Origin of the sequence: Kribbella aluminosa (genome assembly GCF_017876295.1) — a bacterium.
GTDB classification, from domain to species: domain Bacteria; phylum Actinomycetota; class Actinomycetes; order Propionibacteriales; family Kribbellaceae; genus Kribbella; species Kribbella aluminosa.
In genome coordinates, this window is record NZ_JAGINT010000001.1 from 846,323 (window position 1) to 867,445 (window position 21,123).

A 21,123-nucleotide genomic window follows, 5' to 3' on the forward strand; every position below is an offset into this window, starting at 1 on the left:
CGAAACGGGAAAGTTACCCACGTGCGCACGGTGGGTCAAGAGTCAGTGACGCGCCGCGGGCCGGTGTCGTGAGTGGCGAGCGCGACCGCAAGCACCGCGGGCTCGGTTGTCGGCAGGTGGACCACGGTGAGTCCGGGCGGTGTCCGGCGACGAAGGCCGCCGTTCGCCAGGCCTCGGCCGAGGGCTTTTCCTACTGCTTCCTTGGCTGTCCACAACTGCAGGAACGCCAGTAGCCGGTCCGGCTGGCGCTCCATCCACTCCAGCTCTTGTGGGGCGAACCAACGGTTGGCGAGCGGGTCCACCTCGCGCAGGCGGATCTCCTCGAGGTCGATGCCGAGCGGACCGTCGTGCGACGCGGCGACGGCGACGAGTTGGTGGCTGTAGCTGATGCTCACGGCGAGACCGGGGATCTGCGGGCGGCCGCTGTCGTCGTGGGTCAGTACCGGGTCGTCCACGAGGGTGCTCGCGAGCTCGAGCAGCAGAGCGTGGGCTGTCGGTCGGGGCTTGGTGCCGCCCGGTGCCAGTCGGAGGTGTACCTGGCCAGCCACCCCAAGAAGATAACTTGTCGACAAATATCCTCGGGAACTGGTCCCCTGCGCCGCTCCGCGACTGGACCTGTAGCGCGTACCGGTTGAGCTCTAGCTTCGAGCTATGACCGCCGCTTGCGAGATCCCCACCGTCCGACTCGTCGACACCAGCTTCGCCAGGTTGCTGGCGATGGTGTTCGGCTCGGGGCTCAGCATGTACCTGCTGACCTCCGTCGTACCGCTGTACCTCGCGGCCAGCAGTGCAGACAGACACGGTGCCGGCGGGATCGGCGCCGGGCTCTCCACCGCCGCGATGATGTTCTCCGCGGTCGCCGTCGAGCTGCTCGTACCGCGGATGCTCGCCCGCTGGGGTTACCGGGTCGTCCTCGGCCTCGGACTGGTCCTGCTCGGCGCCCCGGCGCTCGTGCTGCTCGCCACCGCGTCGCTCCCGATCGTGCTCGCGGTCTGTGCCGTCCGCGGCGCCGGACTCGCGATCCTGGTCGTCGGCGCGGTCGCGCTGGTCGCGGACCTGACCCCGGCCGCCCGCCGCGGCGAGGCGCTCGGGGTGTACGGCGTGGCGGTCGGTGTTCCCGCGGTGATCGGTCTGCCGCTCGGCGTGTACCTGACCCACGTGGTCGGGTTCGCCGCGCTCTTCGTACTCGCGGCGGTGAGCTCGCTCGCCGGGCTCGTCGCGCTCGTCGGTCTGCCCGCCAAGGTCGGCGCCGAGGAGCAGCACGTGCGGGTGCTCGGCGGCGTACGGCGGAACGGGCTGCTGATGCCGTCGCTGGTGTTCGCTGCGGTCACGGTCGCGGCCGGGATCAGCGTCACCTTCCTGCCGTTGGCGGTTGCCGTCGGCAAGCAGTCGATGGTGGCGACAGCCCTTCTGCTGCAGGCGATCGCGGCACCGCTCGCCCGCTGGGTGGCCGGGCGGTACGCCGACCGGGTCGGTCCCGCGAAGCTGCTCGGGCCCGCGCTGATGTTCGCCGCCGCCGGCGCCGCCGCGCTCGTCCTCCTGCCCAGCGCGGTCGCGGTCCTGATCGGCTCGACCTGCTTCGGCATCGGCTTCGGCGCGGCCCAGAACCTGACGCTGACGCTCATGTACAACCGCGTCGACCGGAGCCGCTACGGTCAGGTCAGCGCCCTCTGGAACCTCGCGTACGACGGCGGCTGGGGACTGGGCGCGCTGATCTTCGGCGCGGTCGTCGCAGGCATCGGCTACCCGACGGCCTTCGCTCTCACCGCAGCGGTCGTCGCGCTGGCCGTCGTACCGGCGGTCAGAGCTTCCGTAGCCTGACCCAGCGGACTGCGTGGTCGGGGCCTTTGCGGAGGACCAGGGTGGCGCGGGGGCGGGTGGGGAGGATGTTCTCGCGGAGGTTCGGGCCGTTGATGCCGTCCCAGAGGGACTCGGCCTTCTTGACGGCCTCTTCGCGGCTCAGCTCGCCGTACCGGACGAAGTACGACTCGGGATTGCGGAACGCCGTTTCCCACAGTTTCAGAAAACGTGCGACGTACCAGGAGCGGATGTCGTCCGCGGCCGCGTCGACGTACACCGAGAAGTCGAAGAAGTCGCTCACCGCGAGGCCGCTTTTGCCGTCCGCGTGCCGGGGCGCCGGCTGCAGGACGTTGAGACCCTCGAGCAGCAGGATGTCGGGCTGCTCGACGGTGGTCCGGACGCCGGACATCCGGTCGTAGTGCAGGTGTGAGTAGACCGGCGCCTCGACCGTGTCCATCCCGGACTTCACCTCGACCACGAAGCGCAGCAGCCCCTTGCGGTCGTACGACTCCGGGAAGCCCTTGCGTTGCATCAGGTTGCGGCGCTCGAGCTCGGCGTTCGGCCAGAGGAAACCGTCGGTGGTGACCAGCGCGACCCGCGGGTGCTCGGGCCAGCGGGCCAGCAGTTCGCGCAGCAGCCGGGCGGTGGTGGACTTGCCGACGGCAACGGATCCGCCGATGCCGATCACGAACGGGGTCCGGGTGGCGGCCGGTTTGCCGAGGAAATCCTCGGTGTCGGCGTGCAGCGCGCGGGCGTGCCGGACGTACAGCGACAGGATCCGGGACAGCGGCAGGTACACCTCGCGGACCTCGTCCATGTCGATCTCGTCGCCGAGGCCGCGCAGTCGTTCCACCTCGTCCGCCGTCAGCGGGGAGATCGTGGTCTCGGCCAACTGCGCCCAGGTGGCCCGGTCGAGCTCGGTATAGGGAGTCACCTCCCGCGACGGCTGCAGCATGTGGCCCATTGTTCCCATCGGCGGGGGATGCACCCACATCGGGCGGGCGTGGCCTTGGTCTCAGCTGCGGCACAGTGTCTCAGCTACGGTACGGTCTCGAAACTTTCGGTCACCGTCCCGTGACCGGCTGATATGTAAGCATCATCCGCGATGAGCGATCTGGCTTGGCTGGCCACCCAGCGGCTGCCCGAGGTGACCGTGCACGCCTCCGGTGTGCTGGCCCAGACGATCCGGGCCGAGCTGCGGCAGACCCGGCGGTTCCGGACCGACGTGCAGGTGGCGATCTGCACGACGAGCCGGGTCCGCGAGACCACCCTGTGGCCGGAGGTCGAGGCCGCGCTGCCCGAGCACGGGCTCGGCGTCGAGGGCTTCTTGGTGGTGCGACGAGGCAACGACCTGGTGGTCGCGGCCGAGGGCGGGCACGGCCTGCTGTACGGGTACTTCTACCTGCTGCGGTACTTCGAGTGGATGGGCGGCGACTTCACCGTCGTCGAGCGGCCCGCGATACCGATCCGGATGCTGGACCACTGGGACGAGCCGTCCGGTACGGTCCGCCGCGGCTACTCGGGTGGCTCGATGTTCTTCCGCGACGGCGCGGTGCTGCCGGACCTGAGCCGGGTCCGGGCGTACGCGCGGCTGCTGGCCTCGATCGGGATCAACGCGGTCGCCTTCGCGAACGCGGAACTTCCGGACGTCGCGCGGCTGGCCGGCGTGTTCCGGGAGTACGGGATCGCGGTCAGCCTGGCGATCGACTTCATCGACGACCCGCGGGACGAGCGGGTGGCCCGCTGGTGGTCGACGGCGATCTCCCGGGTGTACGACGTGGTGCCGGACCTCGGCGGTCTGGTGGTCCGCTCGGCGGGCGACGTCGAGGGCGCGAACCTGCTCGCCCGGGCGATGGCGCCGTACGGCGGAACCGTTTTCTGGCGGGTTTCCGGCGCGGAACCGGACCGGGACTGGCGGGACCGGCGGGCGGACCGCGCGCGGGCGGCGTACGACGAGTTCATCCCGCTGGACGGGCGGTTCGAGGAGAACGTGGTGCTGCAGGTCCGGCACGGGCCGCTGGACTTCCAGGTCCGGGAGCCGGTCGCGCCGCTGCTCGGGGAACTCCAGGAAACCGTTTCCGGAATCGAGTTGCAGGTCACGCAGGAGTTTTCCGGGCAGCAGCAGGACCTCTGCTACCTCGGGCCGTGGTGGCGGGAGATCCTGCAGTTCGACACCACCGGCAGTGCCGGTCACGGTGCGGCGACGGTTGCCGACCGCATCGGTGCGATCGTTGCCGTGTCCAACGTCGGCGACGACCCGAACTGGACCGGGCACAAGCTTGCGCAGAGCAACCTCTACGCGTTCGGCCGGCTCGCCTGGGATCCGGCGGCGGATCCGGTCAGCCTGCTGCACGAATGGGCGGCCGCGACGTTCGCGATGGACGACCGGACCCGGGGTGAGCTGGTCACGATCCTGGCCGGCTCGTGGCGGACGTACGAGCGGTACACCGCACCGCTCGGCGTCGGGTACATGGTCTCGCCGGAGACGCACTACGGCCCGAACGTCAACGGGTACGAGTACTCCGGGCGTGGGACGTACCACTATGCGGACCGGTACGGCGTCGGGGTGGACCGGACCGTGAAGACCGGATCCGGGTTCACCGGGCAGTACCCGGAGCCGCTGGCGAGCGTGTACGAGGACGTCTACACGTGTCCGGACGAACTGCTGCTGTTCTTCCACCACGTCCCGTACGACCACGTGCTGCAGAGCGGGAGCACTGTGCTGCAGCACATCTACGACACGCACTTCCAGGGGTACGCCGAGGTGGAGGCGATGGTCGCGCGCTGGCGGGTGATCGCCGAGCGCTTCGAGCCCGCCGTACGGGAGAACGTGACGGCACGGTTCGACGGCCAGCTGGCCAACGCCCGCGAGTGGCGCGACCAGGTGAACACCTACTTCTTCCGGCTGAGCGGCGTACCGGACGCCCACGGAAGAACCATCCACGGCTAGGCTGGTCCGAAAGTTTCGGGCTGGGAGGTGTGGTGGGCGAGCGGCCGACGATTGCGAAAATTGCGGAGCAGGCCGGGGTCTCGGTGCCGACCGTGTCCAAGGTGCTGAACGGGCGCTCGGACGTGGCCGCGGCCACCCGGGCGCGGATCGAGAGCCTGATCCAGGAGCACGGGTACCGGCGGCGGAGTGCGAGTACGGCGGCCGGGCCGATGATCGACCTGGTGTTCAACCAGCTCGGCGGCGAGTGGGCGATGGAGATGATCCGCGGCGTCGAGGAGGTCGCCCGGTCCGAGGGCGTCGAACTGGTGCTGTCCGAGTGCGGCGGCGCGCTGCGACCGCGGCAGCAGTGGATCGAGTCGGTGCTGAACCGGCGGCCGGTCGGCGTGATCATGGTGTTCTCGGACCTGGACGCCGACCAGCGGGCGCAGCTGGAGACGCGGCGGATCCCGTTCGTGGTGGTGGATCCGGTCGGCGACGTCGGCGACGACGTACCGTCGATCGGCTCCGCGAACTGGAACGGCGGCCGGCTGGCGACCACGCACCTGCGCACCCTCGGGCACGAGCGGATCGCGATGATCGGCGGCCCGATCGGCACCCTGTGCTCCCGGCAACGCGTCGACGGCTACACCGACGCGCTGCGCTCGAGCGGGGTGGAGGTCGCACCGGAGCTGATCCGCTGGGCGGACTTCGAGGTCGGTGGCGGCTACCGCGAGGCGCTCGCGCTGCTCCGGCTGCCCGACCCGCCCACCGCGATCTTCGCCGGCAGCGACATGCAGGCCCTCGGCGTCTACCAGGCGGCTCGCGAACTGGGCCTCGACATCCCCCGCGACCTGTCGGTCGTCGGCTACGACGACCTCCCCGTCGCCCAGTGGGTCACCCCGGCGCTCACCACAGTCCACCAGCCCCTCCACCAGATGGCGGAACTGGCAGCCCGGGTGGTCCTCGACCTTTCCCGAGGCAAGACCCCCACCGCGCTCCGCCTGGACCTGGCCGTCGACATGCAGGTCCGCCAGTCGACCGCGCAGCCGGGGTAGCCCTGCAGCTCGACAGAACATCTACGCCCACGGCCGCCGGCACCACGTCTGAGCACACGAGGGAGTCGGCGCGATCGGGCCAGACCTCCTAGTCGAGCTGCAGGCCTCCGTTAGTCTTGCTCACATGATCGTCGGCGTGGGTATCGATGTGGTCGACGTGGATCGGTTCATGCGGACGCTGGAGCGGACGCCGGGGTTGCGGGATCGGGTGTTCACGGAGCTGGAGGCGGTGAAGCCGGCGGCTTCGTTGGCGGCTCGGTTCGCGGCCAAGGAGGCGTTGGCGAAGGCGTTGGGGGCGCCGGCGGGGATGCACTGGCACGACGCCGAGGTGCAGACCGACGAGACCGGGCGGCCCTGGCTGGAGATCAGCGGGACGGTCGCGGCGCAGGCGGCCAAGCTCGGCGTACAGAGTCTGCACCTGTCGCTCAGCCACGACGCCGGCATCGCCTCCGCGGTCGTCGTCCTGGAAGGCTGACCGTGCCCGGGGAGGTTTGAGTATGCGCGCGGCGCACACAGTCGAGCAGGTCCGCACAGCCGAGGCCGAGTTGATGGCCAAGCTCCCCGAGGGCACGCTGATGCAGCGCGCGGCGACCGGACTAGCGGTTGCTATCGGCAACTTTCTTGGCGGCACGTACGGCGCGCGCGTGGTGCTGCTGATCGGGTCCGGCGACAACGGCGGTGACGCCCTGTACGCCGGCGCCCGCCTGGCCCGACGCGGTGCCCAGGTCACCGCCGTGCTCCTGTCCCCCAAGTTCCATCCTGCAGGTCTCGAAGCACTGCGGGCGTCCGGTGGCCGGGTCGGCTCAACAGACGAGATCCGGACCGCCGATGTCGTGGTTGACGGCATCGTCGGCATCGGTGGTCGCCCGGGGCTCCGGCCCGACGCGCTTGCGGCAGTGCGGCTGGCCGAGGAGTACGGCGTACCGATCGTCGCTGTCGACACCCCGTCCGGCGTGGACGTCGACACCGGCGAGACGCCCGAGCCGCACGTCCGGGCCGCGCTGACCGTCACGTTCGGCACGCACAAGGTCTGCCACCTGGTCGACCCCGCCGCGTCCGCGTGCGGCCCGGTCCACCTCGTCGACATCGGCCTCGACCTCTCACCCGCCGAGGTCCGATCCCTCCAGGCCGCCGACGTACGCGCCCTCTACCCCGTCCCGCACGGCGAGTCCGACAAGTACTCGCGCGGCGTCCTCGGCCTGATGGTCGGCTCCGCGCAGTACCCGGGAGCCGCCGTGATCGCCACCTCCGGCGCGCTCGCCGGTCCGGTCGGCATGGTCCGGTACGTCGGCCCGGACCCGGTCGCCCACGCCGTACTCGCCGTCCATCCGGAGGTCGTCGTCGGCGAGGGCCGTGTGCAGGCGTGGGCCGTCGGCTCGGGTACGTCGACGGACAACGTCGACCTGGAGCGGTTCCACCGCATCACGCAACAGCAGGACGTCCCGGTGGTCGTCGACGCCGGAGCGATCGCGGCGCTCGACCACGACCGGGCGGGACGGGTCGTCATCACGCCGCACGCCGGCGAGCTGTCGCAGTTGATCGGCGTACGGCGTGAGGAGATCGAGGCGCGCCGGCTGCACTACGCGCGTCTGGTGGCTGTGGATCGGCAACTCGTCGTACTGCTGAAGGGCGCTACCACGATCGTCGCGGCACCCGACGGCGCCGCCCTCGTCAACCCGATCGCCAGTCCGTGGCTCGCCACCGCCGGCTCCGGCGACGTGCTGGCCGGCATCTGCGGCTCGCTGCTAGCGGGCGGCCTGCCGGAGTTCGAGGCCGCCGCGGTCGCCGCCTACCTCCACGCCGCGGCCGGCACCCTGGCCGCGTCTGCCGGCCCGATCACCGCGATGTCCGTCGCGCGCGCACTCCCCGAGGCCACCCGGCTACTCCTCGGCTGATCCGCGCAGGCGCGCGGTCTGGTGCTGCCCACCCGTCACTCGCGTCAGCGTCGCGCGGTGAAGTCCAGCCCGCCGCTCGCTGACCGGAGGCTGAGAACCGAGCCGTCGATCTTGTAGGTCAGGTCGCCCTTCAAGCCGTTCAGCAGCAGGGATTCCAGCTTCGCGGCGTCGCCGGTGCAGGCGCGCCGGGTGGTGGCCAGTTCGCCGAACGTGAGCTTGCCGGTGCCGTTCGCGACCACGCCCTGGAACTCGTTGCAACCGGTCGAGCCGGTCACCCGATCGCCGTTCAGCGTCAGCCACGCCTTTTCGGCCCCGGCCGGATGCGACGCGGTCTGGCCGGCGACGATCGTGGACAGTGCCCACTTCGTGCCGTCCAGCGCGGCGGCGGGCTGGGCGGTCTGCTTGTCGACGAGCGAGATCGTCGTACTGTCCGTGCTGACGACGAGCTTGTCACCGTCGAGCTTCCAGGTCGGCTTCGCGGTGAGGACGCCGCCGATCCACTTGTCCGCACCGGCCGCGTGGCCGAGGCATCCCATCGCCGTGGACGTGATCTCGCTGCCCAGGACCAGACGGTTGCCGGCTGTCGACACCGAGGTCTCGGAGGAGTTGCAGCCGGCGTTCCACGACAGGCGACCGTTGGTGGTGAACTGCAGCCGGACCTCGCTGGGCGGCGTCCGGGGCTTGCCGTTCTCGACGACCGAGGTGGACAGGAACGTCCGCCCGCTCAGGTCCGCGCCGGGCTGCGCCCCAGGGGCGGGCCCGTTGCCACAGGCGGTCAGGGCGAGCAGCCCCGTCCCGACGAGAGCGATCATCCGTGTCTTCACACTCTCAGGACGCCGGTGCTGGCGCTCGCGTTGCAGTTCGAGGCATGGTTTCTTCGGGGAAAGTTATTGGGGGGAACCATGGCTGTCCGATTTCCGCGCCGACGGCTGCTGCTCGTCGCGGCCGCCGTACTGATGGTCGGCGCACTCGTCGCGGTGCCGATCGTCCGCACGAACCAGCACTCACCGGCCGAGACGGCGATCGCCGCCACCGGTCCGAGCAGCAGCTGCCCGAATCCGTCCTTCGTCACCACGTCCCGCGACAACCAGGGCGCGGGCCAGGACTTCGGGCCGTACTACCTGCACAACAACATGTGGAACAACCACAACGGCGTGTACACGATGTCGGTCTGCGACTACGGCAACTGGTACGAGGACGTCACGCAGCCGAAGCCGGGCGACAACGGCGTACAGGCGTATCCGAACGTGCACAAGGACTACGACAACGTCCCGCTGACCAGGATCAGGTCGGCGACCTTCGCCGCGACCACGCCCGGGGACTGCCCGGGCTGTGTCTACGACGTGGCGTTCGACGTGTGGATCGGGGACGGGCTGGACAACGAGCTGATGATCTGGACCGACAACTCGGGACAGGTCCCGGGCGGGGACAAGGTCGGGACGGTCAGCTTCGGCGGATTCACGTACGACGTGTGGCACCAGGACGGGTACACCGCGTACGTCTCCCAGGTCACGCAGAAGTCCGGGACGATGCCGCTGGCCGACTTCTTCACCGACGTGGTCAACCGCGGGTGGGCCCCGAAGGCGACCACCTGGCAGGTCGACTACGGCGTCGAGATCGTCTCCACCGCCGGCCACACCCGCCGCTTCACCTTCACCGACTTCGCCATCCAGGAGGGCTGACACCTAGGGTTCGGGGTGTGATGGGACTGGTGATCTTCGACAACGACGGCGTGCTGGTGGATTCCGAGCGGCTCGCGAACACGATTCTCTCCGAGTTGCTGACCGAGGCCGGGTTGCCGTACACGTTCGAGGAGACGGTGCGGGACTTCATGGGCGGGTCGATGGCGTCGATGCGGCAGAAGACCGAGGCACAGCTCGGGCGGGCCGCTGCCGGCGGATCTCGAGGACCGGTACCACCAGCGGCTGTTCGACGGGTTCGCCCACCTGCAGGCGGTCGACGGTGTGGAGGCTGTCCTCGACCACCTGGACGCGCGCGGCATCACGTACTGCCTGGCGTCCTCGGGCACCCATCGGCGGATCCGTACGGCGCTGACCGCGGTCGGCTTCCTGGACCGGTTCGAGGGGCGGATCTTCAGCGCCGAGGACGTCGCGCACGGCAAGCCCGCGCCGGACCTGTTCCTGCACGCGGCCGCGACCATGGAGGTCAAGCCGGCCGACTGCCTGGTGATCGAGGACAGCCCGCTCGGCGTCGCCGCAGCGGTCGCCGCCGGCATGACGGTCTTCGGGTACGCCGGCATGACCGACCCCGCGAAACTTTCCGATGCGGACAAGGTTTTCCACAACATGGCGGCCCTGACCGATCTGATCGACGCCACCTGAGACACTGGAAAGACCATGTCTACTGTTCAGTCACACCCGGTCCGCGCTGAGGCGGTCGTCGATCTGGCGGCGATCCGCCACAATGTGAGCACGCTGCGTGATCGCGCAGTGGGGGCGCAGCTGATGGCCGTGGTGAAGGCCGACGGGTACGGGCACGGGATGGTGCCGGTGGCGCGCGCCGCTCGCGAGGCCGGGGCCGACTGGATCGGGGCCGCGGTGCTCGAGGAGGCGCTCGGGTTGCGCGCGGCCGGTGACACCGGGCCGATCTTCTGCTGGCTGACCACACCGGGCGAGCCGCTGGCCGACGCGATCGACGCCGGGATCGACCTGTCCGCGGGCGCCCCGTGGGAGATCGACGAGCTGGCCGCCGCGGTGCAGGACCGGCCCGCGCGGGTGCATCTGAAGATCGACACCGGGATGTCGCGCGGCGGCGCCGTACCGGAGGAGTGGCCGGCGCTGATCCGCGCCGCGCTCCGCGAGCAGGCCGCCGGGCGGATCGAGGTCAAGGGCATCTGGTCGCACCTGGCGTCCTCGGACGAGCCGAAGAGCGCGGTCAACGAGACCCAGCTGGCCACGTTCACCGAGGCGATCGACGTGGCGGCCGCGTTCGGGATCGACGCCGAGTTCAAGCACCTGGCGAACTCCGGGGCCACGCTCGCGCTGCCCGGGACACACTTCAACCTGGTCCGGCCCGGCGTCGCGACGTACGGGCTCTCGCCGTTCGGGCACGCGCTGCCGTCGGCCGAGCTCGGGCTGCGGCCGGCGATGACGCTGAAGGCGCGGCTCGCGATGGTGAAGCGAGTGCCGGCCGGCGCGGGCGTCTCGTACGGGCTGACCTGGACCGCGCCGCGGCCGTCGACACTCGGCCTGGTCCCGCTCGGGTACGGCGACGGGCTGCCCCGGCACGCCTCGAACGGCGGCCCGGTCCAGGTCGGCGGCAAGCGCCGTAGGATCGTCGGCCGGATCTGCATGGACCAGTGCGTGGTCGACCTCGAGGACGACCGGGCCGCGGCCGGCGACGAGGTCGTGCTGTTCGGCCCCGGTACGTCGGGCGAGCCGACCGCGGACGACTGGGCCGACGCGGCCGGCACCATCAACTACGAGATCGTCACCCGCCTGGGCGCACGGATTCCGCGCAGGTACGTCGACAGCGAAAGGTAGATCAGCATGTCCAGAGCAGGGCGGACTGCTGGTCTGATCGGGGCCGCGGTCGGAGTGCTGGCCGCGGGTGCCGCGGCCGGGGTCGCGGTCGAGCGCCAGGTGATCGGCCGCCGCTCCGGGCTGCGCAAACAGCTGGCGGCGGAGCCGTTCGGCACGCAGCGGGGCACGCCGTACATCTTCACCGCCGACGACGGCGTCGAGCTGTACGTCGAGGTGGACGAGCTGAAGCGGTCCCGCCGGCCGGCCCCGCCGCCGAAGCGGAGACTGGGCCGGAAGCTTCCCGTGCCGCCCGAGGACCTGACGGTGATCTTCGTCCACGGCTACGGGCTGAACCTGGACCTCTGGCACTTCGAGCGCCGCGATCTGGCCGGGATCGGCACGATGGTGTTCTACGACCAGCGCTCGCACGGGCGGTCCGGCCGGTCGCCGAAGGAAGGCGTCAGCATCGACCAGCTCGGCAAGGACCTGTACGGGATCATCGAGCGGTTCGCGCCGACCGGTCCGGTGGTCCTGGTCGGGCACTCGATGGGCGGCATGACGATCATGGCGCTCGCCGAGCAGCACCCGGAGCTGTTCGGCGACCGGGTGATCGGTGTCGGGCTCTGCTCGACCAGCGCGGGCGGTCTGGACCAGGTGCCGATCGTGTTCCCGGGCAAGGCCGGCATGCTGGCCCGGACGCTGGCGAACCCGGCGGTGGCCGCGCTGGCCCGGATCCCGGAGGTGGTCGAGCACAGCCGGAAGGCCGGGTCGGACCTGATCTACCTGCTGACCCGGAAGTACGCGTTCGGTTCCGAGGTGCCGCCGGCGTTCACCGAGTTCGCGAACGAGATGATCGCGGCGACGCCGATCGAGGTGATCGCGGACTTCTACCCGATCTTCGCGCTGCACGACAAGTTCGACGCCCTGGAGCCGCTGCAGAAGGTCGAGTGCGTGGTGATCGGCGGCGACAAGGACCAGCTGACGCCGTTCTCGCACGCCGAGGAGATCGTCCGCCGGGTGCCCGGCGCCGAGCTGGTCGAGGTGCAGAACTGCGGGCACCTGGGCCTGATCGAGCACCACCGTGAGTTCACCGCGGCGCTGCTTGGGATGATCGAGCGAGCCGAACAGTCCCTGGCACCGTCCTGAATTTGCCTGAACCCTGCGAGATGACCCCCGAGATGACTGCATGACCGACCTGCGCGTCGTGGACGCGACTCCCGAGCACGCCGCGGCGATCGTCGCGGTGATCCACCACGCGTTCGCCGCGCGCCGGGTGCTCGACCCGCCGTCGACGCAGCTGTCCGAGAACGTCGCCACGGTGACCGCGGCGATCGAGCGGCACGGCGGCCTGCTGGTGCTGACCGACGGGACTCCGGCCGGGGCGATGCTGTTCGAGCAGACCGGCGACGTCCTGAACCTGCGCCGCGTCTCGGTCGACCCGCGGAACCAGTCCCGCGGCGTCGCGTCCGCGATGGTCGGCTGCGCCGAGGAGGTCGCCGTACGGCGTGGTCTGAGCCGGGTGAATCTGATCGCGCGCATCGAGCTGCCGGACACCGTGGAGTTCTGGCGCCGCCGGGGGTACTCCGTCGTCGACCGGCAGGCGCACAACCTGATCTACGCGAAGGCGATGCCGGTCGAGCTGACGGTGCCGACCGCCGACGACATGCAGGCGATCGGCGAGGAGCTGGCGGGCCAGCTGCGCGCAGGCGACGTACTCGTGCTGTCCGGCGATCTCGGCGCCGGGAAGACCACGTTCACGCAGGGTCTCGGCGCCGGGTTGAAGGTCCGGGGTGCGATCACGTCGCCGACGTTCGTGATCTCGCGGGTGCATCCGTCGCTCGTCGGCGGTCCGGCACTGGTGCATGTGGACGCGTACCGGGTCGGCGGGTTCGCGGAGCTGGACGATCTCGACCTGGACGCGAGCCTGGAGGACGCGGTCACGGTGGTCGAGTGGGGTCACGGGCTGGCCGAAGGGCTGGCGCCCGACCGGCTCGACATCGTGGTGACGCGCGGCGACGACGACTCCGACGAGACCCGCTCGCTCCGGATCACCCCGGTGGGCCCGCGCTGGGCGGCCTCCGGCGTACGGGTGTCTGCCTTGGAGAAGAACTGACATGTTGCTTGCCTTCGACACCTCGAGTGCTGCTGTCACCGTTGCGCTGGCCACGCCGGACGGGGAGATCGTCGAGTCGTCGACGACCGTGGACGCGTTGCGTCACGGCGAGCTGCTTGCGCCTGCCATCGCGGCTGCGTTGGAGAGTGCCGGCGTGACGCCGCGCGATCTGACCGGGATCGCGGTGGGCGTCGGTCCTGGTCCGTTCACGGGGCTGCGGGTCGGGTTGGTGACCGCGCGGACGATGGGCGAAGTACTCGGGATCTCGGTTGCCGGGGTGTGCAGTCTCGACATTCTTGCGCGGCAGTCGGCGTTGACGCTGCCGGTCGCGGTCGCCACGGATGCGCGGCGCAAGGAGATCTACTGGGCGCTGTACGACGGTCCGGCCGCGGACGGGAGTCGTCGACGGCTGGAGGGACCGGCGGTGGACAAGCCTGCCGAGGTGGCCCACGTACTGTCCGGGCTGCCCGTGATCGGGCGTGGTGCGGTGCTGTACGGCGAGGTGCTGGGCGTGCCGGGTGACGATGTCCTGGAGTACCCGTCGGCCGAGGTACTGGCGACCGGCGTGGCCACTCGCACCCTCGAGGTCGTGGCGCCGGAGCCGCTGTACCTGCGGCGGCCGGATGTGACCATGTCCAGCGGGCCGAAGAGCGTCCTGTGAGACCAGCTGTCCGGGCGGCTGTCGCCGACGACCTGCCGGCGCTCGTGGCGCTGGACGAGGTGTGCTTCGGGTCGGGCGCGTGGGGCGAGGTGGCCTGGGCGGACGAGTTCGAGCGGTTGTCCGAGGACCGGGTGGTGCTGGTTGCGGACGAGGACTCGGTTGTTGCCGGGTACGTCGTACTGCTGCTGCCTCCGGTGGTCGAGGATGTGGTCGAGGTACTGCGGATCGCGGTGGCGCCGGCGGAGCGGCGTACGGGTGTCGGTGGGCAGTTGCTGACGATCGCCCTGGGACGGTGTGCCGGCCGGACCGTACTCCTGGAAGTTGCTGCGGGCAACGAGTCGGCGATCGGGCTGTACGCCGGGTTCGGGTTCGAGGAGATCAGCCGGCGGCGCGGATACTACGCGGGTGGCGAGGATGCGGTGATCATGCGGTGGCGGGAGGAACAATGAACGAGCCTCTGATCCTCGGGATCGAGACGTCGTGCGACGAGACCGGGGTCGGGATCGTGCGGGGGCGGACGTTGCTCGCGGATGCGGTCGCGTCCAGCGTCGAGGAGCATGCCCGGTTCGGCGGCGTCGTACCCGAGGTGGCCAGTCGTGCGCATCTCGAGGCGATGGTGCCGACGATCCGCCGCGCCTGCGAGACGGCCGGGATCACACCGGCCGACGTGGACGCGGTCGCCGTGACCAGCGGACCCGGTCTGGCCGGCGCGCTGCTGGTCGGCGTCGCCGCCGCGAAGGGCCTCGCGCTCTCGCTGGACAAGCCGATCTACGGCGTCAACCACCTGGCCGCGCACGTCGCCGTGGACACGCTGGAGCACGGCGAGCTGCCGAAGGGCTGCGTCGCGATGCTCGTCTCCGGCGGGCATTCCGCACTGCTCGCGGTCCATGACATTACCGACGGCGTCGTACCGATGGGCAGCACCATCGACGACGCCGCGGGCGAGGCGTTCGACAAGGTCGCGCGCGTGCTCGGGCTGCCGTTCCCGGGTGGTCCGTGGATCGACAAGGCGGCGCGGGACGGCGACCGGCTGTACGTGCGGTTCCCGCGCGGGCTGACGTCCCAGCGCGACCTCGAGCGGCACCGGTTCGACTTCTCGTTCTCCGGGTTGAAGACCGCGGTCGCGCGCTGGGTCGAGGCCAAGCGGCGCGACGGCGAGGACGTACCGGTGAACCACGTCGCCGCGGCCTTCCAGGAGGCGGTCTGCGACGTACTGACGCGGAAGGCGATCGACGCCTGCAAGGACCGCGGGTTCGAGCACCTGCTGATCGGCGGCGGCGTCGCGGCGAACTCGCGGCTCCGGGCGATGGCCGAGGAACGCGCGGCCGCGGCCGGGATCACCGTCCGGGTGCCGCGCCCCGGCCTGTGCACGGACAACGGCGCGATGGTCGCCGCCCTCGGCTCCGAACTCGTCCGCGCCGGCCGTGCTCCGTCGCCGCTGGACCTTCCCGCCGACTCGTCGATGCCGATCACGGAGGTACTCAACAGATGAAGTGGACCGGGCCGGAGGGTTTCGAGGCCGACGACGACGCCGAGCGCATCGACCCCGCCGTCGTCCAGGGATTCCTGAGTACGTCGTACTGGGCGGAGGGGATCCCGCGCGAGGTGGTGGAGCGCGCGATCGCGGGCTCTCTGAATCTCGGGGTGTACGACGCGACCGGCGCGATGGTCGGGTACGCGAGGATGGTGACGGACCGGGCCACGTTCGCGTGGCTGGCCGATGTGTTCGTCCTGGAGTCCCACCGCGGCCACGGGCTCGGGCGGTTCGTCGTGTCGACGCTGCTGGAGCATCCGGACCTGAAGGGCCTGCGGCAGATCCTGCTGGCGACTGCCGACGCACACGAGCTGTACCGCTCGTACGGCTTCACCGAGACGCCGCCCGGCCGGATGATGGCGATCCGTAAGAAGTCGGCCGAGCTCTACGCGCAGCCGTGAGGCGTCCGGGTGTCGACCTCGTCCGGCACCCGGCGGGGGCGACTGAGCTCGTGCTGCTGGCGCACGGCGGCGAGGAACGCTCGAAGGCCGACCCACACCTGTGGCGCCCGGCGCTGCTCCGCATGTGGCCGTTCGCCATGGCGGCGCGGTGGGCCGCACCGGACGCCGCGATCGGGTTCGCCCGCTACCGCTTCCGGGGCTGGAACGACGCCGGCGACCCGGCCGTCGACCTGCGCGCGGTCCTGGACGAACTGCCGTACGAGCGGGTGTTGCTGATCGGGCACTCGATGGGCGGCCGCGCGGTGGTTGCCGTCGGCGACCATCCACGGGTGGCGGGAGTACTCGCGCTGGCGCCGTGGCTCCCACCCGGCGAGCCCCTCGTCGCGCTCCGCCCACCCGTCACCTTCGTCCACGGCGCCGACGACACGATGACCGATCCGGCGGCCACGGCGGCGTACGCGGCCCGTCTGCGAGCGGCCGGCGTGCTGGTGACGACGTACGCGCTGGCCGGCGAAGGCCACGCGATGCTGAAACGCCCGAAGGACTGGAACCGCCTGGTGACCGAGTTCGTCCGCGGCGACGCGACCGGAGGCGGCGACGAGCACCTGCCGGCGGCGGGCGCGCAGGTGGTGTCGGCCGTGGCCGAGATCGCGACCACCCGCTTCCGGCTGCCGGTGAAGGAGCGGTTTCGGGCAGAGGCCTGGGGGTGAGGCGCACCGCTTGCTCCCCAGGCGAACGGTCAGCGGCCAACCGGTTCCGGTCCCAGCCTGACCAACGCAGATGAACGTGCGGTGACGGTTTAGTGGCGGGTCTCCGGGGAGCGCAGCAACGGACGCAGCACCTCGTCCGTCGGCAAGTCGCCCGGAGACCCGCACGCAGGGTCGATCATATGTTCGAATGTAGCTCAAGCGCAAGTGTTGCCTACCAGGTGGTGCTGACCCTGCGGCAGGAGTATGCGACCGCGTCGCGGCCGATGCGTGTGACGATCAGCGTCGCCGCCGCGGACCCCTTCGGCGCGAGCTTCTTCCGCAGGTGGGCCGGGTCCAGATCGACGCCGCGCTTCTTGATCTCCAGCGTGCCGATGCCCTGACCACGGACCCACGCACGGAGGGCCTTCTCCTTGTAGGGCAGCTCTTCCAGGACTTCGTACGCCGACGCGAGCGGAGTGCCGACGTACTGCGGTGCCGTGACGTAGGCGATGCGCGGATCCAGCAGCCACCCGTCGACGGCGGCGGCCACCGCGGTGACCAGGCCGGCCCGGACGACGGCGCCGTCGGGTTCGTAGATGTACTGCCCGACCGGACCCGCGTCCGCCTCCGGTGCGTGCGTGACGGTCGCACCGCCCGGTAGGAGCGTCGCGCGGCGCGGCGTACCGCCGTACAGCTCGCCGGACCAGAGTGCGGCCTCCTTCACCTCGCCGGCGTCACTGATCCACTCGGCCTCCACGCCGTCCGGGATCGCGTCGTGCGGGATGCCGGGCGCGACCTTCACGCACGCGGTCCGCTCCAGCAGGCCGGTCACGAACGACCACGGCGGCGAGTAGGCGTTGTGGTCGAACACGCGCCGCCCGTCAGCACGTCGCGCGGGGTCCGCGAAGATCACGTCGTACGGCGTGGGGTCGGTGGACTCGGCGTCGCCCACCAGTACGTCGCCTGGCAGGTCCAGCGCGGCCAGGTTGGCGCGGGCGGTGGCTGCTGTCTCCGGGTCGCGTTCTACGCCGGTGACTCGTAGTCCGGCGCGCGCGGCGGTGATGAGGTCGCCGCCGATACCGCATCCCAGATCGACGACTGTGGCGCCGGGCACAGCTGTTGCCAGGCGTTCGGCGCGGTGGGTGCCCACCGTGGTGCGGGTGGCCTGCTCCAAGCCGTCCGGTGTGAAGTACATGCGTTCCGCATCGGGGCCGAACTTGGCGACGGCACGGCGGCGCAGGGCGGCTTGGGTGACCGCAGCCGTGACAAGTGCCGCGTCGTACCGGCGTCTGAGCTTCTCCACCAGTTGCAGCTCGCCGCCGGGGCGGAACTCGGCGCACGCGGCGGCCAGTACCTCACCGCCCGGCCCGTCGAGCAACGCAGAAACAGTCACTCCGGCAACTCTAGAGGGACCTGCTCCGACTGCGGGTTATGCCTCAGACTGAGATTCGTTTGGCACTCGAGTTGACCGAGTGCTAATCGCGGCCTAGATTCGGTGTTGGCACTCTCCGTGGGAGGGTGCCAGCGGTCCGGCCTCTGACCCCCGCGACGGCAGGGGAGCGCGACCACATGCCACAGACAAGCGAATTCGACCGTGGAGGTCAGCAAGTGTCGGTCACGATCAAGCCGCTCGAGGACCGTGTCCTCGTCGCGCCGCTCGAAGCCGAGCAGACCACGAAGTCCGGCCTGGTGATCCCGGACACCGCCAAGGAGAAGCCGCAGGAGGGCGAGATCCTCGCCGTCGGCCCGGGCCGGATCGACGACAACGGAAACCGCGTCCCGCTGGACGTCGCTGTCGGCGACAAGGTCATCTACTCCAAGTACGGCGGCACCGAGGTCAAGTACGACGGTCAGGACTACCTGATCCTGGGCGCCCGCGACATCCTCGCAGTCGTCAGCAAGTGACGAACGCCCGCTGTTCCTGACTGACACCGCCCCGGGGCCTCTGGCGCCGGGGCGGAGTGGGTCCGGCACCCGATCGGGGTGGTGGGGCGGGGGAGTTGGACACAGGGCTCGAGCCTGCAACGAGACATACGGAAAAGGACTGGTTTTCTTCATGCCGAAGATCCTCGAGTTCGACGAGCACGCGCGGCGCGCGCTGGAGCGTGGCGTCGACAAGCTCGCGAACACGGTGAAGGTGACGCTGGGCCCGAAGGGCCGCTACGTCGTCCTGGACAAGAAGTGGGGCGCCCCGACCATCACCAACGACGGTGTCACCGTCGCCCGTGAGGTCGAGCTGGACGACCCGTTCGAGAACCTTGGCGCGCAGTTGGCCAAGGAGGTCGCCACCAAGACCAACGACATCGCCGGTGACGGCACCACCACCGCGACGGTGCTGGCGCAGGCGCTGGTGCACGAGGGCCTGCGCGCGGTCGCCGCGGGCGTCAACCCGATGGGCCTGAAGCGCGGCATCGAGGCGGCCGTCGAGGCCGTGTCGGCCAAGCTGGTCGAGACCGCGCGTCCGGTCGACGACAAGGGCGACATGGCCCACGTCGCGACCATCTCCGCCCGGGACGCCGAGATCGGCGCCCTGATCGCGGACGCGTTCGACAAGGTCGGCAAGGACGGTGTGATCACCGTCGAGGAGTCGAACACCTTCGGTACCGAGCTCGAGTTCACCGAGGGTATGCAGTTCGACAAGGGCTACATCTCGCCGTACTTCATCACCGACGCCGAGGCCGGCGAAGCGGTGCTGGAGGACCCGTACATCCTGATCCACCAGGGCAAGATCTCCGCGATCGCGGACCTGCTGCCGCTGCTGGAGAAGGTCGTGCAGTCCGGCAAGACGCTGCTGATCATCGCCGAGGACGTCGAGGCCGAGGCCCTGTCGACCCTGGTGGTCAACAAGATCCGTGGCAACTTCACCTCGGTCGCCGTCAAGGCGCCGGGCTTCGGTGACCGCCGCAAGGCGATGCTGGAGGACCTGGCCGCGCTCACCGGCGCGCAGGTCGTCGCCCCCGAGGTCGGGCTGAAGCTCGACCAGGTCGGCCTCGAGGTGCTCGGTTCGGCTCGCCGGATCGTGGTCTCGAAGGACAACACGACCGTCGTCGAGGGTTCCGGCAAGGCCGAGGACATCGAGGGCCGGGTCAGCCAGATCAAGTCCGAGATCGAGCGCACCGACTCCGACTGGGACCGCGAGAAGCTGCAGGAGCGGCTGGCCAAGCTGGCCGGTGGCGTCTGCGTGATCAAGGTCGGCGCGGCCACCGAGGTCGAGCTGAAGGAGAAGAAGCACCGGATCGAGGACGCGGTGTCCGCGACCCGGGCCGCGATCGAGGAGGGCATCGTCGCCGGCGGCGGCTCCGCCCTCGTGCACGCGGCCACCGTGCTGGACAACGGCCTGGACCTCGACGGTGACGAGCTCGCCGGCGTCCGGATCGTCCGCAAGGCGATCGTCGAGCCGCTGCGCTGGATCGCCGAGAACGGTGGCTACGAGGGCTACGTCGTGACCGCCAAGGTCGCGGAGCTGGAGGTCGGCAGCGGGTTCAACGCCGCCACCGGCGAGTACGGCGACCTGCTGGCCCAGGGCGTGCTGGACCCGGTCAAGGTGACCCGGTCCGCGCTCGCCAACGCCGGCTCGATCGCGGCGCTCCTGCTGACCACCGAGACACTGGTGGTCGACAAGCCCGAGGAAGAGGAAGCCCCGGCGGCCGGCCACGGTCACGGCCACTGATCCTCAGGTCGTAGTTCGACAGCACAGCACACACAGCACCGCCCGGCAGCCCCGCTGCCGGGCGGTGCTCTGCTGTACGGCGACCTGTTGGCGGGCGGGTAGGCCGCCGCGGCTGGGGTCCGGAGACAGGTAATGGTGTCTGGAGACAGGCAATAACCTGTTTCCAGACCCCGGTGCTTGTCGTCAGCCGCCGTTGGCGGCGGGTCGGTCGGCGTCTGGTGGAATGGGCGGGTGCTGATTCGTGAGCGGCGTGACGAGGACCTGTCGGTGTGTGTCGAACTGTTGCGTGCTGTGCACGAACAAGCCGGGTATCCGGTCAACTGGCCCGCGGATCCGGGGCTGTGGCTGACGCCGGAGGCCGCGCTGGGATGTTGGGTCGCGGTGGACGGCGAGCGGGTTGTCGGGCATGTCGTGCTGACGGGCGTGGACGAGCCGGCCGGCGTGGGGATGGGCGGGGACGAGCGGGCCGGCGTGGAGCTGGGCGGGGACGAGCGGGCCGGTGTGGGGATGGGCGGGGCCCGGCGGGCCGAGGTGGAGCGGTTGTTCGTGGATCCGGCGGCGACCGGGCGGGGGACCGGGCGGCAGCTGCTCGACCATTGTGTGACCGTGGCCGCCGGGCTCGGGCGGGAGCTGTCGCTGGAGGTCGTGGACAACCGCGGCGCCGCCGAACGCCTGTACCGCCGGGCCGGCTGGACCGAGACGGGCCGCACTCCGATCGACTGGGGCGGCGTACACGCCACCGAACTGATCCGCTTCAGCGCACCCGGGTCCCGCGCGTGACGCTCGGCTGACCGGGAACCGGATCGCGGAGATCGGGCGGACGTGACGTCGTCGTCGCCGGCCACCACGGCCCCGGACTGCGTGCCGGCGACATCTCCACCTCGTACGCCGTCA

General features: G+C 70.5%; 22 protein-coding genes. 18 read left to right on the forward strand and 4 right to left on the reverse strand.

Annotation, left to right across the window (positions count from 1 at the left end; translation table 11 throughout):
* Nucleotides 1-35: 35 nt before the first annotated feature.
* Nucleotides 36-548: a 4'-phosphopantetheinyl transferase family protein gene (locus tag JOF29_RS04185; RefSeq protein WP_209692893.1), complete on the reverse strand. Its 513-nt coding sequence runs from the start codon at nt 546-548 to the stop codon at nt 36-38.
* A gap of 103 nt (nt 549-651) precedes the next feature.
* Here JOF29_RS04185 and JOF29_RS04190 point away from each other — a divergent pair, with 103 nt between their 5' ends.
* A complete protein-coding gene (locus tag JOF29_RS04190; protein ID WP_209692894.1) occupies nt 652-1,821 on the forward strand; it encodes an MFS transporter in 1,170 nt (389 codons plus the stop codon).
* Here JOF29_RS04190 and coaA read toward each other — a convergent pair.
* Nucleotides 1,802-2,755 (reverse strand): type I pantothenate kinase, encoded by a 954-nt coding sequence (gene coaA, locus JOF29_RS04195; RefSeq protein ID WP_209692896.1) that lies wholly within the window; start codon nt 2,753-2,755, stop codon nt 1,802-1,804. The genes JOF29_RS04190 and coaA overlap by 20 nt on opposite strands.
* A 150-nt stretch (nt 2,756-2,905) precedes the next feature.
* On the opposite strand from coaA, the gene JOF29_RS04200 reads away from it, so the two are divergent.
* From JOF29_RS04200 to JOF29_RS04215, 4 genes are all read left to right on the forward strand, one after another.
* Complete coding sequence (locus JOF29_RS04200; RefSeq protein ID WP_209692897.1) at nt 2,906-4,750, forward strand: hypothetical protein; 1,845 nt, start codon at nt 2,906-2,908, stop codon at nt 4,748-4,750.
* A 32-nt stretch (nt 4,751-4,782) separates the two neighbouring features.
* Entirely contained in the window at nt 4,783-5,784 is a 1,002-nt protein-coding gene (locus JOF29_RS04205) for a LacI family DNA-binding transcriptional regulator (RefSeq protein ID WP_307863139.1), read from the forward strand.
* A 124-nt stretch (nt 5,785-5,908) separates the two neighbouring features.
* The gene (locus JOF29_RS04210) at nt 5,909-6,259 is read left to right on the forward strand and encodes a holo-ACP synthase (protein ID WP_209692899.1); all 351 of its coding nucleotides are present in this window, start codon (nt 5,909-5,911) and stop codon (nt 6,257-6,259) included.
* A 22-nt stretch (nt 6,260-6,281) separates the two neighbouring features.
* Nucleotides 6,282-7,679, forward strand: a complete 1,398-nt coding sequence (locus JOF29_RS04215) for an NAD(P)H-hydrate dehydratase (RefSeq protein WP_209692901.1) — start codon at nt 6,282-6,284, stop codon at nt 7,677-7,679.
* Between the two features lie 44 nt (nt 7,680-7,723).
* On the opposite strand, the gene JOF29_RS04220 is transcribed toward JOF29_RS04215, so the two are convergent.
* Nucleotides 7,724-8,491, reverse strand: a complete 768-nt coding sequence (locus JOF29_RS04220) for an META domain-containing protein (protein WP_209692902.1) — start codon at nt 8,489-8,491, stop codon at nt 7,724-7,726.
* Between the two features lie 90 nt (nt 8,492-8,581).
* Here JOF29_RS04220 and JOF29_RS04225 point away from each other — a divergent pair, with 90 nt between their 5' ends.
* The 10 genes from JOF29_RS04225 (at nt 8,582) to JOF29_RS04270 (ending at nt 16,580) form a co-directional block, all read left to right on the forward strand.
* On the forward strand, nt 8,582-9,361 hold the full coding sequence (locus JOF29_RS04225) for a GH12 family glycosyl hydrolase domain-containing protein (RefSeq protein WP_209692903.1): 780 nt from the start codon (nt 8,582-8,584) through the stop codon (nt 9,359-9,361).
* A 264-nt stretch (nt 9,362-9,625) separates the two neighbouring features.
* On the forward strand, nt 9,626-10,021 hold the full coding sequence (locus JOF29_RS42705) for an HAD-IA family hydrolase (RefSeq protein ID WP_245357877.1): 396 nt from the start codon (nt 9,626-9,628) through the stop codon (nt 10,019-10,021).
* Between the two features lie 15 nt (nt 10,022-10,036).
* A complete protein-coding gene (gene alr, locus JOF29_RS04235; RefSeq protein WP_209692904.1) occupies nt 10,037-11,182 on the forward strand; it encodes an alanine racemase in 1,146 nt (381 codons plus the stop codon).
* A 6-nt stretch (nt 11,183-11,188) separates the two neighbouring features.
* Complete coding sequence (locus JOF29_RS04240; RefSeq protein ID WP_209692905.1) at nt 11,189-12,307, forward strand: alpha/beta fold hydrolase; 1,119 nt, start codon at nt 11,189-11,191, stop codon at nt 12,305-12,307.
* Nucleotides 12,308-12,347: 40 nt separating this feature from the next.
* Entirely contained in the window at nt 12,348-13,274 is a 927-nt protein-coding gene (gene tsaE, locus JOF29_RS04245) for a tRNA (adenosine(37)-N6)-threonylcarbamoyltransferase complex ATPase subunit type 1 TsaE (protein WP_209692909.1), read from the forward strand.
* Between the two features lies 1 nt (nt 13,275).
* Complete coding sequence (gene tsaB / locus JOF29_RS04250; protein ID WP_209692911.1) at nt 13,276-13,935, forward strand: tRNA (adenosine(37)-N6)-threonylcarbamoyltransferase complex dimerization subunit type 1 TsaB; 660 nt, start codon at nt 13,276-13,278, stop codon at nt 13,933-13,935.
* A complete protein-coding gene (locus JOF29_RS04255; RefSeq protein ID WP_209692913.1) occupies nt 13,932-14,384 on the forward strand; it encodes a GNAT family N-acetyltransferase in 453 nt (150 codons plus the stop codon). The genes tsaB and JOF29_RS04255 overlap by 4 nt, the downstream gene beginning before the upstream one ends.
* Complete coding sequence (gene tsaD / locus JOF29_RS04260) at nt 14,381-15,427, forward strand: tRNA (adenosine(37)-N6)-threonylcarbamoyltransferase complex transferase subunit TsaD (protein WP_209692914.1); 1,047 nt, start codon at nt 14,381-14,383, stop codon at nt 15,425-15,427. Before JOF29_RS04255 ends, tsaD begins: the two co-directional genes overlap by 4 nt.
* Nucleotides 15,424-15,870, forward strand: a complete 447-nt coding sequence (locus tag JOF29_RS04265) for a GNAT family N-acetyltransferase (protein WP_209692916.1) — start codon at nt 15,424-15,426, stop codon at nt 15,868-15,870. Before tsaD ends, JOF29_RS04265 begins: the two co-directional genes overlap by 4 nt.
* Nucleotides 15,867-16,580 (forward strand): alpha/beta fold hydrolase, encoded by a 714-nt coding sequence (locus tag JOF29_RS04270; RefSeq protein ID WP_209692918.1) that lies wholly within the window; start codon nt 15,867-15,869, stop codon nt 16,578-16,580. Before JOF29_RS04265 ends, JOF29_RS04270 begins: the two co-directional genes overlap by 4 nt.
* Before the next feature lie 211 nt (nt 16,581-16,791).
* Here the strand turns inward: JOF29_RS04270 and JOF29_RS04275 are convergent, their stop codons facing one another.
* Nucleotides 16,792-17,952 (reverse strand): class I SAM-dependent methyltransferase, encoded by a 1,161-nt coding sequence (locus tag JOF29_RS04275; RefSeq protein WP_209692920.1) that lies wholly within the window; start codon nt 17,950-17,952, stop codon nt 16,792-16,794.
* Between the two features lie 215 nt (nt 17,953-18,167).
* Between JOF29_RS04275 and groES the strand changes: the two genes are divergently transcribed.
* The 3 genes from groES (at nt 18,168) to JOF29_RS04290 (ending at nt 21,009) form a co-directional block, all read left to right on the forward strand.
* Nucleotides 18,168-18,464 carry a co-chaperone GroES gene (groES, locus tag JOF29_RS04280; RefSeq protein ID WP_130384566.1) on the forward strand — a complete coding sequence of 99 codons (297 nt, stop codon included), beginning with the start codon at nt 18,168-18,170 and terminating at the stop codon, nt 18,462-18,464.
* A 151-nt stretch (nt 18,465-18,615) separates the two neighbouring features.
* The gene (gene groL, locus JOF29_RS04285) at nt 18,616-20,229 is read left to right on the forward strand and encodes a chaperonin GroEL (RefSeq protein WP_209692922.1); all 1,614 of its coding nucleotides are present in this window, start codon (nt 18,616-18,618) and stop codon (nt 20,227-20,229) included.
* 231 nt (nt 20,230-20,460) lie between these two features.
* Nucleotides 20,461-21,009 carry a GNAT family N-acetyltransferase gene (locus JOF29_RS04290; protein ID WP_307863140.1) on the forward strand — a complete coding sequence of 183 codons (549 nt, stop codon included), beginning with the start codon at nt 20,461-20,463 and terminating at the stop codon, nt 21,007-21,009.
* Nucleotides 21,010-21,123: the final 114 nt, after the last annotated feature.